The 15,805-nt window shown below is 67.7% G+C and carries 15 protein-coding genes and 1 tRNA gene; 4 read left to right on the top strand and 12 right to left on the bottom strand.

Translation table 11 applies throughout. The features are described 5' to 3' along the window. Positions 1–87: 87 nt before the first annotated feature. Positions 88–161, top strand: a tRNA-Pro gene (locus tag ABIC53_RS07665). 370 nt (positions 162–531) lie between these two features. Here the strand turns inward: ABIC53_RS07665 and ABIC53_RS07660 are convergent. The 9 genes from ABIC53_RS07660 to ABIC53_RS07620 form a co-directional block, all read right to left on the bottom strand. After that, positions 532–1,350 (bottom strand): hypothetical protein, encoded by an 819-nt coding sequence (locus ABIC53_RS07660; RefSeq protein ID WP_274177584.1) that lies wholly within the window; start codon positions 1,348–1,350, stop codon positions 532–534. Between the two features lie 3 nt (positions 1,351–1,353). Further along, positions 1,354–2,319, bottom strand: coding sequence for an ATP-binding cassette domain-containing protein (locus tag ABIC53_RS07655; RefSeq protein WP_354450955.1), 966 nt, complete (start codon positions 2,317–2,319; stop codon positions 1,354–1,356). Next, the gene (locus ABIC53_RS07650) at positions 2,303–2,938 is read right to left on the bottom strand and encodes an ABC transporter ATP-binding protein (protein ID WP_274177586.1); all 636 of its coding nucleotides are present in this window, start codon (positions 2,936–2,938) and stop codon (positions 2,303–2,305) included. Before ABIC53_RS07650 ends, ABIC53_RS07655 begins: the two co-directional genes overlap by 17 nt. 5 nt (positions 2,939–2,943) lie before the next feature. Continuing rightward, entirely contained in the window at positions 2,944–4,257 is a 1,314-nt protein-coding gene (locus ABIC53_RS07645) for a hypothetical protein (RefSeq protein WP_354450953.1), read from the bottom strand. A 197-nt stretch (positions 4,258–4,454) separates the two neighbouring features. Beyond that, on the bottom strand, positions 4,455–4,859 hold the full coding sequence (locus tag ABIC53_RS07640; RefSeq protein WP_354450951.1) for a hypothetical protein: 405 nt from the start codon (positions 4,857–4,859) through the stop codon (positions 4,455–4,457). Continuing rightward, positions 4,856–5,431, bottom strand: a complete 576-nt coding sequence (locus tag ABIC53_RS07635; RefSeq protein WP_354450949.1) for a hypothetical protein — start codon at positions 5,429–5,431, stop codon at positions 4,856–4,858. Before ABIC53_RS07635 ends, ABIC53_RS07640 begins: the two co-directional genes overlap by 4 nt. 28 nt (positions 5,432–5,459) lie before the next feature. Further along, the gene (locus ABIC53_RS07630) at positions 5,460–5,951 is read right to left on the bottom strand and encodes a stage II sporulation protein M (RefSeq protein ID WP_354450947.1); all 492 of its coding nucleotides are present in this window, start codon (positions 5,949–5,951) and stop codon (positions 5,460–5,462) included. A 96-nt stretch (positions 5,952–6,047) separates the two neighbouring features. Then, positions 6,048–6,368 (bottom strand): hypothetical protein, encoded by a 321-nt coding sequence (locus ABIC53_RS07625; protein ID WP_274177591.1) that lies wholly within the window; start codon positions 6,366–6,368, stop codon positions 6,048–6,050. 289 nt (positions 6,369–6,657) lie between these two features. Continuing rightward, complete coding sequence (locus ABIC53_RS07620) at positions 6,658–7,797, bottom strand: sensor histidine kinase (RefSeq protein ID WP_354450945.1); 1,140 nt, start codon at positions 7,795–7,797, stop codon at positions 6,658–6,660. Between the two features lie 300 nt (positions 7,798–8,097). On the opposite strand from ABIC53_RS07620, the gene ABIC53_RS07615 reads away from it, so the two are divergent. After that, positions 8,098–8,778, top strand: a complete 681-nt coding sequence (locus tag ABIC53_RS07615; RefSeq protein ID WP_354450943.1) for a response regulator — start codon at positions 8,098–8,100, stop codon at positions 8,776–8,778. 3 nt (positions 8,779–8,781) lie between these two features. Here the strand turns inward: ABIC53_RS07615 and ABIC53_RS07610 are convergent, their stop codons facing one another. After that, positions 8,782–9,609, bottom strand: coding sequence for a nitronate monooxygenase (locus tag ABIC53_RS07610; RefSeq protein ID WP_354452187.1), 828 nt, complete (start codon positions 9,607–9,609; stop codon positions 8,782–8,784). A gap of 673 nt (positions 9,610–10,282) precedes the next feature. Between ABIC53_RS07610 and ABIC53_RS07605 the strand changes: the two genes are divergently transcribed. Further along, on the top strand, positions 10,283–10,789 hold the full coding sequence (locus ABIC53_RS07605) for an NUDIX hydrolase (protein WP_354450941.1): 507 nt from the start codon (positions 10,283–10,285) through the stop codon (positions 10,787–10,789). Here the strand turns inward: ABIC53_RS07605 and ABIC53_RS07600 are convergent. Next, positions 10,779–13,358: an excinuclease ABC subunit UvrA gene (locus ABIC53_RS07600; protein WP_354450939.1), complete on the bottom strand. Its 2,580-nt coding sequence runs from the start codon at positions 13,356–13,358 to the stop codon at positions 10,779–10,781. The genes ABIC53_RS07605 and ABIC53_RS07600 overlap by 11 nt on opposite strands. 42 nt (positions 13,359–13,400) lie before the next feature. Between ABIC53_RS07600 and ABIC53_RS07595 the strand changes: the two genes are divergently transcribed. After that, positions 13,401–14,672, top strand: a complete 1,272-nt coding sequence (locus tag ABIC53_RS07595; RefSeq protein WP_354450937.1) for an MFS transporter — start codon at positions 13,401–13,403, stop codon at positions 14,670–14,672. 5 nt (positions 14,673–14,677) lie between these two features. On the opposite strand, the gene ABIC53_RS07590 is transcribed toward ABIC53_RS07595, so the two are convergent. After that, positions 14,678–15,712, bottom strand: coding sequence for a serine hydrolase domain-containing protein (locus ABIC53_RS07590; protein WP_274177597.1), 1,035 nt, complete (start codon positions 15,710–15,712; stop codon positions 14,678–14,680). Positions 15,713–15,805: the final 93 nt, after the last annotated feature.

Genomic DNA, 15,805 nt, shown 5'->3' with positions numbered 1-15,805 from the left:
CACGGGCAACGCGCCCGGGTGCACCGGTTCGCGAGTGGGCCGCGGACCCGTTAGGATAGGGGAGTTGTCCGCGTGCGGGCAGCGGACCGGGATGTGGCGCAGCTTGGTAGCGCACTTGACTGGGGGTCAAGGGGTCGCAGGTTCAAATCCTGTCATCCCGACGGTTCGAAGCCCCGGCGAGCGAGATGCTTGTCGGGGCTTCGCGGTCTCTGGCAGTGGCTTCTCATTCAGGTCGCAGGTTGCTCAGGACTTCGGCGCCTCTGCTGCATTCGCGGCAGGCCCACGGAGCGTTATCCGAGCCGCGAGCTCATTGCCGCTGTCGTGTCGGGGGCTCGCAATGAGCCCTGCTGCGGCGAGGTCGGCATCCGGATGCAGGGCTCCCTCATCAGCCTTGAGGATCAGGTCGCGGAGCGGAGGCCGCCGGGCGTGAGCCCAGGCTTGAGCCGGGGGGGGGGGGGGCAGCTTCAACCTGCCGCGTCGCCCTATTCTTCGCGTTGCCACGAAGGGGCTGGTGCCTGCGGAAGCTCTGGGCTAACGACGCGTCGTGACCGGCGCCATCAGCCAGGCGAGACCGCACAGCAGAGCGGCCCACGTAAACGGGATGATGTAGGTGATCGGGGCGTTTGGACCGGCCGCGCCGGCCAGCGCGGCGGCCTGGTCTACGGGCAGGAGATCGATGATCGTGGCAGGTGCCCTGACCGCACGCAGCGCTGTCGGGACGAGCCAGCCGATAGCCAAGAACAACCCGTAGGCGAGAGGGCCGGACGGAAGCAAGACGCCGATGGCGGTGCCAATCCAAGCAACAGCAACCGCTCCTAGCGCCAGGTGCGCTCCTCGCGCGATCTCCACCGAGAAGCTCGGCGGGCGTTGCTCGAGTAGCGCTGCCAAGCCTCCGACCACGATGACGCAGACGAGAAAAGTCGCCAGCGCCACGCCGGAGGAAACAGCTCCGACGGCACAGAGGCGCGCCGCGAGAAGGCGTCGTGCTGACGGCACTGCGAGGTTGCTCAAGCGACTACCCCCGGTGGTTCGGTCGCCCGAGGAGGCATAAACGCCCAACACGCCGGCTACCAGGAACATCGTGGATGCGCCTGAGGTCGGAGCCGCCCGAAGGAGACTCGTAGCGTCCGCTTGCAGGCCGCCGTGTGTCGTGTCGGCCAATGCTTGAGCCAGCAGCACGGCAAGTGCCGCCGATCCTGCTCCTACCAGGACCACCGACGCCATCATCAGCCAGGGTGCGGGGACGGTGCAGTAGCGGGTGATTTCGAATGCGACAACGTCGCGCCAGCCTGGTCGAAGAAAACGCCGCTGAGCGCGGAGCCCTGTCTGGGTCACGGGTTCGGTGTTCATGTCTCAGCCTTGGTGAAATGCAGACGGCGCGAGGTTCTCCTGGTTCGCACGCGCCATCGCGAGCGTGTACTCGGCCTCGAGGTCCCCGCGTGTCTCCCCGATCGACTCAACGAAAAGACGCTCGACGAAGGCCACGCGGGCAACGGCGGCGACGCGCGCGTCATGCACGACGACGCGACGTCCGTCGACGCTGACGACGTGGCCTTGGCGGCGCAGCAGGGCGGCGAGATCCGCGGCGGCATCCGTGAGAGCGGTGACGGTCCATCCGGCAGCCTCAGACGTCGAGCTTCCGGACGTCCTCGCCGGAGGGCGGGTCGTCAGAATCTGTCCTGCCGACATCACTTCGACGTTGTCGCTCACCGCTGCGACCTCGCTGAGCACGTGGGACGACATGAGCACTGCTCCGCCTTTGTCGGCTACGCCTCGTACCAACGACCGCATCCACCGGATGCCGTCAACGTCCAAGCCATTGAGTGGCTCGTCCAGTATCAGAAGGCTCGGCTGCCCGAGAAGGGCGCGCGCGAGCGATAGCCGCTGCCGCATGCCGAACGATAAGGTTCCGACCCGGCGGCGCGCAGCTTCCGTCAGCCCGACCTCCATCAGCACCTCTGTCACTCGGGCCTTGTCGATCCGATGCGACCGGGCGGCGACGAGTAGCTCATCGCATGCTCGCCGGCGGGGGTGCAACCAACCAGCATCAAGCGACGCGCCCACCGAACGCATCGGCGATTGCAGGTGCGTGTACGACACCCCGTCGATGCTGACCGCGCCTGCGTCCGCGCGTTCCAATCCGAGCACTACTCGGAGAAGCGTGGACTTGCCGGCCCCATTCGGGCCTACGAGAGACGTCACGGTCCCGGGCGTGACGCGCAAGGAAACGTCGTTGAGCACCCGACGCCCACCGAGTGTTTTCGAGACGCCGGACACGATGAGGCGCGGCGCAGCGCCGGAGTCAAGCGTCCGCGACATGAACCTCGCCCTTCTCGATCGCGACGAGTCGGGTTGCCAGCTGGCGCAGGCGAGCTGGCAACGCATGGGCGACGACGATCACCGCTCGGCCTTGCGTGAGCCATGTCGAAATGGTGTCGATCAACGCCTCCACGGCGTCCTCATCGAGCGCGTTGAAGGGCTCATCCAACAGCACACAGGAGGATTCGACGTCGTCGGTGCACATGAGGAGCCAGCTCTTGCGCCGGTTCCCGGTCGACAACTCCGAGCTTGGCAAGTCACCGTAGTCGATCAAACCCCATCGTTGGAGCGCAGCGTCGATTTCGTCGTCCGAACTTCGCCCGCAAAGAATGAGGTGCTCGCGCAGGGTCAGCGCCGGAATGAGGCCGATCTCATGCGGAGCGTATGCCCTCATGCGTCGCGCTGCGGTGTCGCCTACCGAGACGCCGCGTATCGAGCATGTTCCCGAGCGCAGGGGCAGATTCGAGGCTGCGGTCTCGAGCAGCGTCGACTTTCCGCTGCCGTTCGCCCCCGTGATCAGAGTCAAACCTGGTCCGATAGCGAGTGTGACGTCGGTGAGTACGGGTGGCTCACCGCGATATGCGAGCGTGGCGTTCTCGAACGCGACGACTGCGCTCATTTCATTCACAGGACGTGCACCTTTCGACGGAGGAACACGAGGGCGACAGCCGCGGCCCCGACCGACGCCAGCAATACCGCGGGGGCAACGGCGAGCGGCGAGAATGTCACGGCGAGCGCGCCCAGAAGCGGAGGCGCACCTGAAACGAGGTGGCCATGGATACTGAGTTCGATGGTGCCGTCCGGCAATCGTTGGACCCCGGAATCGGCGAATGGGCCCAGAATGAGGCCTGCTACAGCCCCGAACGAGGTCACAACAGCAACCAGCAGCGGAGTCGGATCGAAGCGCAACAGCGAGACCCCGGCACCCAGGACCAGGGTTGGAGCGGCGACCACGACGGTCAGAGTCACCCCGTAGACCGCGACCGCGACCGGAATAGACCGTGGCGCTGATCGGGCAGCCAACGCGAAGAGGGGCAAGACATGCAGCGGCGTGAGGAACGTCGATGCGGTCGCCGAGACAATATTGGCGACCACCAAAGGAAGCAGTGCGATCGCCGTCGTTCCCGGTGCTACGCCCGCCAGAGCGCCAGTGCCGGCGAGGCCCGCTGCCAGCACAGCTGAGCTCAACAGACACAGCGGGCGGAGAGTGCGACGGAGGATGATGGAGCCACGCCCGACCGAGCGCGTCACGAGCGCTACGAAAGCCGAGGGCCAGCCGTGGACTCTGCGGAGCGCAGACTCGACGCCGGTCGCGCGGCCGAATCGAAGCGCCAGTGCGTCGGTTACCAGGACCGCAGCGATCGCTGCGGGAGAGAAGGACGACGCGCTGCGCAACTGATCGGTCACGAATCGGAACAACTCCTCGACGTCCAGGGCGAATAGTGCGACGGGGTTGAGGGTCGAGAGGAGAAAGCCCGCCGCTGCCCCGCAGCCGACGGCAAGTGCGACGGCGACGGGAAAGGAGTGCATCTTCGTCGGCGCTCGTGACACCCCGACCGCGATGAGAAGCACGGCTGCGACGCCGACGAGCAGAACGCCACCGACCGTGGCCACATCGGCGGGGCCGCTGATCGTCACCGTCAGCGCGATCACGGCGATTGCAGCTACACGCAGCAGCGGTCGAAGCTGACCCCGCACGAACAGACTCGCGCGCGGGGCGACCCGCAGCCCGTCGAACAGGAGCCGGGAGAAGGGCGTCAAGTGTGCCTGCACGCGAGCTGAGCCGCTCACAGCAGAGAGGGCGGTGAGCGCCATCAGTACCTCGGCGACAAGGGCGACCACCGGCAGGAAGGGAGTGATAGCGACCGAAAGAATGCGGACGACGGCAGCGATCGCCACGAGAAGCAGCACGAGCATCGCGCCTGAACTGACGACCATCACGAGAAGGATCGTGCTGGCCGCGCGAACATTGTTGGTGACGCCGTTTGCTCGCGCCCACATAGCGAATTCGAACCGCGCGACGACAACGATCGCGCCCAGCGCCGACCGTGCCCGGCCGACAAGCGATGTTTGCCTCGGAGCCGCGAGCGCGCCTCCGTCCGCAGACGCTGCGACTATGGATCGAGAACCAACTGTCACGTGTGCCGCTCCCGGCCGAGCTGCTTCCGATCAAACGCTCCCTCAAGGTGCGCGAGGGCCGCGAGCCCGCACAGGGCGGCGGCCGAGTAGGGAAGCCAACCCCAGGCTTCCCCGCGCAGGAACGCCCCGATAACGACGCAGAGAAGCATGGCGATCGCGAAGAGAAGCACCCCGACGACTGGCACGAATGTGGGCTTCGCAACGAATATCACCAGCAGCACTGCTACGACCGCGCCCGCGACGGCCAACACCGAACGCGAAACAGAAAGCACGGCGAAGGTGCGTTCCGGTGCGCCGAGCTCGTTGGAGTCGCGGAGCAAGAACCCGACGACCGACGCCACGAAGAGAACACCAACAGCAACCGGGGCGATCCATGGTCGAATACGTTTCCACGCGCTCATGCGAGAACCCTTCCGATCTGAGCGGCGAGCACGGCGCCGGTCGCTGCCGCGGCTAAAGCGATCGTCACGACCTGCACTCGCACCGCGACGTGCCGCCCGTGAAGCGTGCGGTAACCGACCGCGAAGATGATGGACACGCCGAACACCGCGATGGCCGTGATTGCGGCGGCTTTGGGGACAGCCGCTACCGCAGCGATGATGGCGAGCAGCGTTGAGCCTGCGGAAGCGTAATCGACCGCAGCGACCGCTGCATCGCGGGCATCCCACCGCGCCTCGGACCTGATCAAGCCGGCGAGGCCGCCGCCGACGATCGCCGCTCCCAGCCGTAGCACGACGTACGTCGCGATGGCGGCCAGTATCAGCATCGAGAGCGCGGTAACCCGCGCTAGGCCCTCGAAACCCTGGGGCACCTCGGTCGCAGGCAAGGCGAGCTGAGCGTCGATGTGTCTGATGAGGGCGAAGGCGCCAACTATGGCGAGGAGGACGTTGACGAGCACCCACGGCAGCGCGCGGCGCCGTCGCGGGGTCCTCGATACGTGGTCGAGGATGGACTCGGATGGTGCATTGATCATTTTTCTCCGTACCGGGCGGACTCGGTCGTCAGCGCGGCAAGCCGCCAGCGACCTCGAGAATCGCGCCGACGATCAGTAGCACGGTTCCGAGGAGTGCGTATGGGAGGGTGGCGGACAGTGACGCACTCAACGAGTTCGCGTGCTGCCGCCACGTGGCTGATGCAGACGGCTTCCGCAGATACAAGCGACGAGCTAGCTCCGCAGTCGGGAGAAGTCCCGCAAAACCGAACACAGCGAAACCCGCAACTTCGAAGGCGAGAAACGGAAGCAGCGCGTCGGCGGCTCCGCCGACGCCCCAGTCCGAAGCGGCGAGTCCTACCACCGAGCCGATGTAGATCCCCGCGAGTACCGTCATCGCGATCGTGATGGTGCCGAGCGTTGCGACTCCCGCGTAGAGGATGAGGCCGACCATGATGTTGCTGCCGAAGATCAGCGGCACCTGCTCCCAGGGCATGTATGCGGGGTCCTGACGGGCAGTTTCGAACGGCAGCCCGGCAGTGGCGCCGAGCGCGAGGGTCACGATCCACAGAGGGATCGTCACCCCCGCTGCCCAGCGCCGTGCGCCCGTCATCTCTCGTCGAGCCGAGGGCAAGCTCCTGGCGGACACGCTCAGGTCTTACTCGATGGCCTGCTTGCGCCCGAACGTCGCGATCGCCCAGCGGATGCCGCCCACGACGGCGCCGCCGACGCCGAGGCCGATGAACGCGGCCACCACGGTCGCGACCGCGGAACCCGCTAGGACCGCATCTACGATCGCGACGGCGACCCCGGCCTCGGCAACTCCTGCCGCCGTGATGATCGACTTCACCACCTCCGGCCCGAAGGTGCCGCTCAAGACGAGCGCGAAGGTGGCGATTGTCAGGGCCACCGTCGCGCCCGCGAGCTGACGGACGTTGATTCTCGTCTGGTCCTCGGCCAGACCCGTGACAGTGCTCATGTCTTCATCTCCTCACTTTCACGCGGAGCGGGCGCCCCGACATCGTCATGTTCGCGCTTGCCCGGACCCGCGAGTAGCGACGAACGTACTGACTTCGCCGGGGGTGATGCTCGCTCGAGCCGGTCGCCTTATCAAGTGTTCTCGGCTGCGCACAGGATCACGTCGCCCCGATTGTGGGTGACGACACGCGGCACTGCGCTCGTCGTCGCAGTGCTGCGACGTGCGCTGACCTTCATGACGTTGCGCTCCGCGCTCCCCGGTGCGCGCTCGGGCGGCACGTCGCCGACGGTCAGCGCGCGGGTAACCGTGCGGTGAGGACCCACCGTCCGTCTGCGGGTCCCGACGTGAAGTGCCCGCCGGAGACCGAGACACGCTCGCGCAGACGGTCGAGCCCATAACCGGACGATGGGACGCCGCTTGTGGTCGGAGCAGGGTCGATGCTGTTGGTCAGCTCTAGACACACGTCGTCGTCGAGCACCTCGAGCGTGATCGTCACGGAGGCGTTCGCGGGCGCATGCTTCGCGATGTTGGTGGTGCCCTCACGGATCAGGTGCACCAGGGCCTGTTCGATCGTGGACGACACCGAGACGTCGCTGTATCGCACCGTGATGGCCGCCCCAAGCTGCAGGAGCGCGTCGCGGGCCTCCTCGAAAGCGGCGGCGATGTTCGGCGTCGGGACGTGGTCATCGGGCGTCTGAAGTGGGGAAGCTCCGTCGTCGCGCACGATCCGGAGCATCCTGCGAATGTCAGCCAGCGCCTGGTCTGCGCCGGCGCGGATGGCGCGAACGGACTGGTCGCGCAGTGCTTCGTCATCGACGCGCTCAAGAACCCTCGCGTGCATCGAGACGAGCGTGATGTCGTGCGCGATGATGTCGTGCAACTCGTCTGCGATGCGTTCCCGCTCGGCTTCGATCGCCGCCGTGCGTGCCTGGGCCAGTGCGGCGACGTCACCCGCCAGGCGCAACTCACGCCCGTGCGCCGCGCGCAGCGCCCAGCCGATGGAGGCGGAGATCGCGACCACGAGCGCCAGCGCGGGCAGCGCCGTGTTCGCGAAGATTCCGAGGACGGTGCTCGCCAGGATCGTGAGGATCAGCGTCGCGACGACGTAGATCGACACGAACCAGAGCGGGCTCGTGTAGACCACGAGGCCGGCAACGCCCGCGAGGTAGAGGACATCGCTGCCGTCCTGCCCCGCGGTGATCTGCACGAGCGCGATGAGGAGGAGGCTGGTCGCTGCTGCCGGGGGCCACCAGATGAACAGAGCCGTGGCCAGCATCGCAGGCAACCCAAACATCAGACCGCGCCACGCGACACCTGGCTCGGTGACGGCTAAAGCGATGTCGACGACGAGCATCACGGCCAGGACGAGGAGCAGGATGATGCGCCCCCGGCGCGGCAGCGCGGAGAACCCGCGCTCATCCGCGCCCACTCGGCCCGGCGCGTGCCGGTGTCGTAGTCTCCTCTGACGCTCCGTCACCCTCCCATCATGCCCGCATGGGTGATCGGGTCACTTGCAGATCCCCAGCAAGCGGCACAACTCGCTCATGATCGGACCCGCCGGTCGCATTCCCGCTGTGAACAAGAAGAGTTCCGTGAACATCGATACTCCTAACGAGGGTTCTCGGAGGAGGATTTCGGAAGAGCATGCCGGTGCACTGCGTCCGGAGGTATCGGAATTCACATACCTATGTACTAACCCGATTGTCGACGCGCTCCTTATAATCGCAGCGTGGGAGCCACGCGAGTGTTGATTGCCGATGACGAAGCGCTCGTCCGTCATGCTCTCCGTGTTTTCGTCGACACCAGCGGTGACATGAGCGTCGTCGGCGAAGCGGTGGACGGCGAGAGTGCGGTCGCGGCGACGGGGGAGCTTCGACCCGACGTCGTGCTCATGGATCTGCAGATGCCCAAGCTTTCGGGAATCGAAGCCACGCGTCAGATCACGACGGCCTCCCCGGATGTGCGGGTGCTCGCCGTCACGACGTTCTCGACGGAGCGGCACGTCGTACCGGCGCTGCGCGCTGGAGCTTCCGGCTACCTCGTGAAGGACACCGACCCGGACGACATCCTGGAAGCGATCCGCGAGATCCATGCCGGCCGGTCCGTCATCTCCCCACGCGTCACTCGCGACTTGATCAGCTCCGTGCGCGACGACCCGGGCATCGTCGGTGGTGCGCCTGCACCGCCACCCCTCACCCCGCGCGAGTTGTCGATCGTCAAAGCACTCGCTCACGGGCGATCGAATGCGGAGATCGCGAGGCAGCTGCATCTCGCAGAGCCGACCGTCAAGGCGCATCTGGGTCGGGTCATGACCAAGTGGGGGGTGCGCGACCGAGTGCAGGTTCTGATCTATGCGATAACGAAGCAGATCATCGACATCGAGTCATTCGATCTGCAGGCGCCCCGTTGATCGTCATTTGACCGGAGCGCCGACCGCGGTCGACCACCGACTCGAGGATGCGCGTCGCGCTTTCGAGGATGCTCGTGACGCACTGGACGAAGCGCGCGAGCGCCTGCTGCGAACGCACATCGAGACCGCGCGGCTGTGGCACGGGACACCCTGACCTGACCGCAGAGGCGGGCGTCCCGCCCTTCCGCGCGGCCTTCGCGGACGCGGGTGTGCCGCTCCGGCGCTCCGTCGACCGGATTCGCACTCCCCGCGGCATCCGGGACGAGGCGATTCGGTGCGCTCAGACCCCGTCGGCGAGGTGGTGGATGATCTCCGATGCCGGACCGGAGGTGGCGTTGCGCCACCCGGTGCCCGCCCACAGCTGCAACCGGTCCGCGTCGCCGGCCTGCGACGCCGCCTGTCGGAGTGGACGGGTGAGGTGTGGTGCACGGCCGGGTAGGCGTTGAGGTCGGTTCTCTGGTGGCGGTCGATGAACCCGTTGCGCAGAGCGCGAGTGGGGCGTCCCGTAAAGGCGCGGGTGAGGACGGTGTCGGGTGTGCGGGTGGCGCCGAACGTCGCACTGTGCCCCCCGGCGCGCGGTCCCTGGACAACGAGCCCATCCACGCCCGAGGCGTCGGCGAGGCGGGCTTCCTCAGCGGTCGTGACGCTCGCGAGGACGCGTGTTCCTCGCGCGTTTCCTGCGCGCGCCGAGCGGGCAGGATCTTGCAGCTGTTCACGCCCTACCCCGTGTGGCCCAAGCTCTTCGGCTTCGCATTGGCGCCGCCGTTTCGCTCGTCGCGTGCTGGCACCACTTCGCAGGATGACGCGACCGCCGGGGTGGCAGTCGGTCATGGTCACAGGGGGGTGTCTCCAGGATGGAAAGGCAATCAAGGACACGTGCCACTCCGAGACGCACCGACATCCCGGTCATAGCGCTGCGGTCAAGTTGGGAGCAGGATCGAGGAATGAATGAGGTGCCCCGGGCATTCCGTCGCCGCAGGATCGTGTTGGTTATCTGTCTGGGCGCCCTTCTGACTGCCGGGGGAGTGGGCTCTGCAGCGGGCTGGTGGTCGGACTCGGAAGCAGAGCCAGAGGACTCCTACGCTGCGGCATTCGCTGACAATGATCTGCTCCAGCGCGTGCAGCAGGGGGTCGCCGATGATGCCAATGAGCGGGGAGCGCTCGCACGAGTCCTCGAGCTCACGCCCCAGGAACTAGCAGAAGTGCCATCGTTCACATGGAGAGTGCTGAGCAGCACGGATTCCACCGTTGACGTGGAGGTCGAGTTCCACCTGGAGGATCGTAGTTTTTCAGCTGGTTGGCGGCCGCAGACGGCACGCCGAGCGTGCCGGTCTTACTTGCTCGAGAACAGTTCCGTCCGCGCGACGTGGCTCGAGTGTCCTGAGCCCGCGCCGAGCAGCCCCGATGGAGACTGGTAGTAGCTCTCGACCGGACCATGGCCGAGCGCATGGAGGAGGCACGTGCGCTAGCCCGGCCCCGGCCGCGAGAAACCGAGGACCCCCGTATGACGCTCATCGAGCACACGTCGCACTTCGAGAAGCAGTTCAGCGTGAGTGGCTACGTCCTCAATGCGGCGGGGGACCGAGTGCTGCTCGTGCATCACCGGAAGCTCACCAGATGGCTGCCCCCGGGTGGTCACGTCGACCCGGACGAGACGCCGCAAGCCGCCGTCGTCCGTGAGGTGCTCGAAGAGACGGGCATCCATGCGGCGGTGCGGCCGCACCCGGGCATCGACCTCGAGGTCGACGGCACGAAAGAGGCGCAGCTCGACCTCCCCACGAGCATGAGCTATCAGCTCATCCCCGAGCGCCCCGGCGAGCCGGCGCACATCCACCTCGACATGGCGTTCGTGCTCGACGTGACGGGGGAGGAGACCGTGAACTTCGCGGCCGACGAGGTCCACGGCGCCGGGTGGTTCTCGCTCGCGGACGTCATGGAGCTCGACACCTTCCCCTCGGTACGGGCGATCAGCCGATCCCTGCTCGCCGACCCGGCCTCGATCACGGCGTAGCGTTCGGCTCCGATCGGTTCGCCAGATGCCGCGCGAGGTACGGCGCCGTGCGGCTCTCGGCCTCCCGCGCCACGTTCTCCGGCGTCCCTGCCGCGACCACGCGGCCGCCCGCGTTGCCACCGGCCGGGCCGAGATCGATGACCCAGTCGGCGGAGGCTACGACAGCCATGTCGTGCTCGACGACGACTACCGTGTTGCCGGCGTCGACCAGCGCGTGCAGCTGCGTGAGCAGCAGGCGCACGTCGGCGGGATGCAGTCCGGTGGTGGGCTCGTCGAGCAGGTACAGGGTGTGGCCGCGACGGGCGCGCTGCAGCTCGGTCGCAAGCTTGATGCGCTGCGCCTCGCCGCCCGACAGCTCGGTAGCCGGCTGCCCGAGCCGCAGGTAGCCCAGGCCGACGTCGCGTAGCGTGCGCAGGCTGCGCGATGCCGCGGGCACCGGCTCGAGGAACCCGGCGGCCTCGTCGACGGTGAGGGCGAGCACCTCGGCGATGTTCTTGCCGCGGTAGGTGACCTCGAGCGTCTCGGCGTTGTACCGCGCGCCGTGACACTTCGGGCACTTCCCATAGCTGCCGGGCAGGAACAGCAGCTCGACCGAGACGTAGCCCTCGCCGAGGCACGTCTCGCAGCGGCCTCCCGCGACGTTGAACGAGAAGCGGCCGGCGGTGTACCCGCGCTCGCGGGCGAGGTCGGTACCGGCGAACACGGCGCGCACCGCATCGAACAGGCCCGTGTAGGTCGCGAGGTTCGAGCGCGGCGTACGTCCGATCGGCTTCTGGTCGACGCGCACGAGCCGGTCGATGTGCTCGAGGCCGTCGACGGTCCGCACCGTCGGGATATCGGCTCGCCCGTCGGGGAGTGTCGCCTCCGCCAGCCCGGTCTCGGCCGGCGCCGCGGCATCCGTTGTCTCGTCGTCCGGCTGGTCGCCTGCGTCATCCCCGCGCAGGTAGCCGCGCACCACGTCGCGGAGCACGCCTCCCACGAGCGACGACTTGCCCGACCCCGACACACCCGTGACGGCCACGAACGTCCCGAGCGGGAACGACGCGTCGACGTCCACCAGGTTATGCAGTGAGGCGCCCTTCAGCGTCAGCCAACCGGTGGGGGTGCGCAGGTCGCGCGGCTTCACGGCAGCGCCGTCGGCGTCGGGGAACAGGAAGGGCCGCGTCACCGACACAGCGACCTCGGCGAGTCCGTCGACGGCTCCGCTGTAGAGCACCTCGCCGCCGCCTTCGCCCGCTCCAGGTCCCACATCGACGATCCAGTCCGCGCCGCGGACGACGTCCATGTTGTGCTCGACGACGAACACCGAGTTCCCCGCGTCCGTCAGCTGCTCCAACACGTCGAGCAGCGGCTCGGCGTCGGCGGGATGCAGGCCGGCCGACGGCTCATCGAGCACGTAGACCACGCCGAACAGGCCCGAGCGCAACTGCGTCGCCAGACGCAGACGCTGCATCTCGCCGGGGGAGAGGGTCGTGGTCACCCGGCCGAGACCGAGGTAGCCCAGCCCGAGGTCGATCAGCACCTCGATGCGGGCGACGAGGTCGGTGGTGATCGCGACAGCGACATCCGTCCGCTCGCCGGACGATGACGTCGGCAGCGCGGGCGCGGCATCCGTCAGCATCGTGGTCGGACGCAGGATGTCGGCGAGGTCGCTCATCGGCAGGGCGTTCAGCTCGGCGATCGTGCGGCCGGCGAAGGTGACAGCCAGCGCCTCGCGCCGCAGGCCCGAGCCGCCGCACAGCGGGCAGACGCCGGTGCGCACGAACTGGAGCACTCGCTCGCGCATCTTCGCGCTGTTCGAGTCGGCGAGGGTGTGGAAGACGTACTTCTTCGCGCTCCAGAACATGCCTTTGTAGGGCTTCGCGACTCGGTCGCGCTGCGGAGTGATCTCCATCACGGGCTGTTCGTCGGTGAACAGCAGCCATTCCCGGTCGGCGGGGTCGAGCTCGCGCCAGGGGCGGTCGACGTCGTAGCCGAGGGCGATCGTGATGTCGCGGAGGTTCTTCGCCTGCCACGCGCCCGGCCACGCGGCGATCGCGCCGTCGCGGATGCTGAGGGAGGGGTCGGGGACGAGCGTCTCTTCGGTGACCGTGTGCGCGACGCCGATGCCGTGGCACTCCGGGCATGCGCCGGCGGCGGTGTTGGGGGAGAAGGCGTCGGAGTCGAGCCGGTCGGTGAACCCGTCAGGGAAGGTGCCGGCGCGCGAGAACAGCATCCGCAGCGAGTTCGACAGCGTCGTCACGGTGCCGACGCTCGAGCGAGAGCTCGGCGCGCCGCGACGCTGCTGCAGGGCGACGGCCGGTGGGAGCCCCGTGATCGACTCGACGTGCGGATTGTGGCCCTGCTGGATCAAGCGCCGGGCGTAGGGGGCCACGGACTCGAGATACCGGCGTTGCGCCTCGGTGAAGATCGTCCCGAACGCGAGCGACGACTTGCCCGAGCCCGACACACCGGTGAACGCGACGATCGCGTTGCGCGGAACGTCGACGTCGACGTTCCGGAGGTTGTTCTCGCGCGCTCCGCGCACGCGCACGAAGGCATCGGGGCTGACACGCGAGTTTCCGGACATCGGGCAAGCCTACGTGTCGGAGGTGCGCCCTAGGCTCGTGCGGTGGGTATCGCAGAGTGGGTCGCGCCGCGGCGTCTGGGCCGTGACTTCCGGTGGCTGTTCGCTTCGTCGCTGACGAGCAACATCGGCGACGGCATCGCCCTCGCAGCCGCGCCGCTCCTGATCGCCTCGATGACCGATTCGCCGATCCTGGTGGCTTCCGGAGCGGTCATGCAGTTCCTGCCGTGGCTGCTGTTCGGGCTTCACGCCGGCGCCATCGCCGACCGGGTCGACCGACGGGTCCTGATCATGGTGGCAAACGGCATCCGGGCTCTCGTGCTGGTCGGTCTGTGCGTCTTCCTCGTCACCGGTCTCGCCAGCATCTGGATGGTGCTGATCGTGGCGTTCCTCTACGGCACCGCCGAGGTGTTCGTCGACACGACGAGCAGCACTCTGCTGCCGATGATGGTGCGCAAAAGCGACCTCGGCATCGGCAATGCGCGCCTTCAGGCCGGGTTCCTCGTGGCGAACCAGCTCGGCGGTCCGCCGCTGGGTGCCTTCCTGTTCGCCGTGGGATCGTTCTGGCCGTTCGCCGTCCAGGGGCTGTGCGTCGCGCTCGCGCTCGTCCTCATCTCGCGGATCACCGCGACGAAGCGCGTCGAACCGGCGGACGGACCGCGTGAGCGTACTCCGGTGCACACCGATATCCTCAGCGGCATCCGCTGGCTGTGGCGCAACCCGCCGGTGCGGACGCTCGTGATCATCATCCTCACCTTCAACGTGACCTGGGCCGCGCCCTGGGGTGTGCTCGTCCTCTACGCGACCGACTACCTGCGGATGGGGCCGGTCGGGTACGGCGCGCTGACGACGGCTTCCGCGATCGGCGGACTGGCGGCGACTCTGCTGTTCGGAAGGCTGGAACGACGCTTCTCGTTCGCCGCGCTCATGCGCGTGTGTCTCACCGCCGAGGTGCTCATGCACCTCGCGTTCGCCCTGACGACCTCGGGGGCAGTCGCCTTCGTGATCATGATCGCGTTCGGTGCCTACGCCTTCGTCTGGGCCACGATCTCGACCACCGTCCGCCAGCGCCTCGTTCCTCACGAGCTGCAGGGCCGCATCGCCTCGGTCAACATGGTCGGGGTCTTCGGCGGACTCGTGATCGGGCAGGCGCTCGGCGGGGTCATCGCCCAGGTCTGGGGACCGACCGGCCCCTGGTGGTTCGCCTTCGTCGGCGCGGCGCTGACCCTGCTGCTGGTCTGGCGTCCGATCACGCACATCGCGGCGGCTCCGCCAGCCGTTGACGACGACGAGACGGAGGCTGTCGCGGCCGGGTGACCGGCCTACCGCTCGTCGAGCTGCGCCATCGCATCGGCCAGTACGCGCGCGACGGGCCAGGCTCCGTCTGCCGTGTTGCTCATCACAGTCGCGGTGGTCGCGGTCGGCGGGTGATGAACGGACCGGAACGACGAGCCGACGTCGCACCCTTCGAGGACGACACCTGGTCCGGTCTCGTTGAGCCAGAAACCGAGACCGTACCGCATCTCCTCGTCTTCGACGAAGGAACGCGGGGCGGTCATCAGCGCCACGGTTTCGGGCGAGACGATGCGTCCGGCGAAGAACGCGCGCCAGAACCGGTGAACGTCGGCGGCCGTCGTGGAGGCGCCGCCGTCGCCATTGGCGCGGACGGGCAGGTGCAGCGTGTTGACGCGCAGTCCGTCGTCGAAGACGTATCCGCGGGCATGATTCCCGTCGAGCTCGTCGGTGCGGGGGAAGCCGGTGTCGACGAGGCCGGCCGGGACGAGGACGAGGTCGTGCACCACCTCGTGGAAGACGCGGCCCGTGACCCGTTCGAGGACGATCGCGAGCACGACGTAGCCGCTGTTGCAGTAGGCGAAGGTCTCGCCGGGAGCGGCCTTCGGCGGGATGCCGTCGAGCAGGGGCAGGAACGCCTCCGCGGTCGTGAGCGTGTGCGCGGGCACTCCGAGGTAGAACTCCGATACATCGAGGTCGTCGTCCTCGTCGATGTAGTCGCCGATTCCCGAGGTGTGGCCGAGGAGCTGCTCGACGGTGACCGCGTCGTCGATGAGTGGCAGGTCGTCGCCGAGCACGCCTCGAACGGCAGTGTCGAGCGCGAGCCGACCGTCCTCGACGAGTCGCATGATGGCGAGTGCCGTGAAGGCCTTGCTCCCTGACGCGATCGCGAAGCGGGTGCTCTCGGAGACGGGCGTCTCGCTCGCCCGGTCGGCCATCCCGTGCGCGCTGCGCCACACGGACACATCGCCGGAGTCGACGCGGACGATCCCCGAGAACGGTTCCTCGTCGAGCGCGGCCTGAAGCGCTCGCTCGTCGATGATGATGCTCTGCGTCGTGCTCATACCCCCACTGTGCCAGTGGCGCGGAGGTCGGCGCGATTGGTCCTCCACCTTTCGATGGAGATCGCGGATTGCCGCCGTTCGAACGTCGAGCCG

The sequence above is a fragment of the Microbacterium sp. 1262 genome (assembly GCF_040544895.1).
Classification (GTDB): Bacteria; Actinomycetota; Actinomycetes; order Actinomycetales; family Microbacteriaceae; genus Microbacterium; species Microbacterium plantarum.
Note: the sequence above shows the minus strand (reverse complement) of the source record. Positions and strands in the feature narration are given on the sequence as shown.

What these genes read in the sequence shown, in the direction of transcription:
- ABIC53_RS07590 (WP_274177597.1), bottom strand. Translation starts at nt 15,712, where the DNA reads ATGAGCACGACGCAGAGCATCATCATCGACGAGCGAGCGCTTCAGGCC.
- ABIC53_RS07600 (WP_354450939.1), bottom strand. Translation starts at nt 13,358, where the DNA reads ATGTCCGGAAACTCGCGTGTCAGCCCCGATGCCTTCGTGCGCGTGCGC.
- ABIC53_RS07645 (WP_354450953.1), bottom strand. Translation starts at nt 4,257, where the DNA reads ATGGTCGTCAGTTCAGGCGCGATGCTCGTGCTGCTTCTCGTGGCGATC.
- ABIC53_RS07625 (WP_274177591.1), bottom strand. Translation starts at nt 6,368, where the DNA reads ATGAGCACTGTCACGGGTCTGGCCGAGGACCAGACGAGAATCAACGTC.
- ABIC53_RS07640 (WP_354450951.1), bottom strand. Translation starts at nt 4,859, where the DNA reads ATGAGCGCGTGGAAACGTATTCGACCATGGATCGCCCCGGTTGCTGTT.
- ABIC53_RS07650 (WP_274177586.1), bottom strand. Translation starts at nt 2,938, where the DNA reads ATGAGCGCAGTCGTCGCGTTCGAGAACGCCACGCTCGCATATCGCGGT.
- ABIC53_RS07610 (WP_354452187.1), bottom strand. Translation starts at nt 9,609, where the DNA reads ATGACCGACTGCCACCCCGGCGGTCGCGTCATCCTGCGAAGTGGTGCC.
- ABIC53_RS07635 (WP_354450949.1), bottom strand. Translation starts at nt 5,431, where the DNA reads ATGATCAATGCACCATCCGAGTCCATCCTCGACCACGTATCGAGGACC.
- ABIC53_RS07655 (WP_354450955.1), bottom strand. Translation starts at nt 2,319, where the DNA reads ATGTCGCGGACGCTTGACTCCGGCGCTGCGCCGCGCCTCATCGTGTCC.
- ABIC53_RS07660 (WP_274177584.1), bottom strand. Translation starts at nt 1,350, where the DNA reads ATGAACACCGAACCCGTGACCCAGACAGGGCTCCGCGCTCAGCGGCGT.
- ABIC53_RS07605 (WP_354450941.1), top strand. Translation starts at nt 10,283, where the DNA reads ATGACGCTCATCGAGCACACGTCGCACTTCGAGAAGCAGTTCAGCGTG.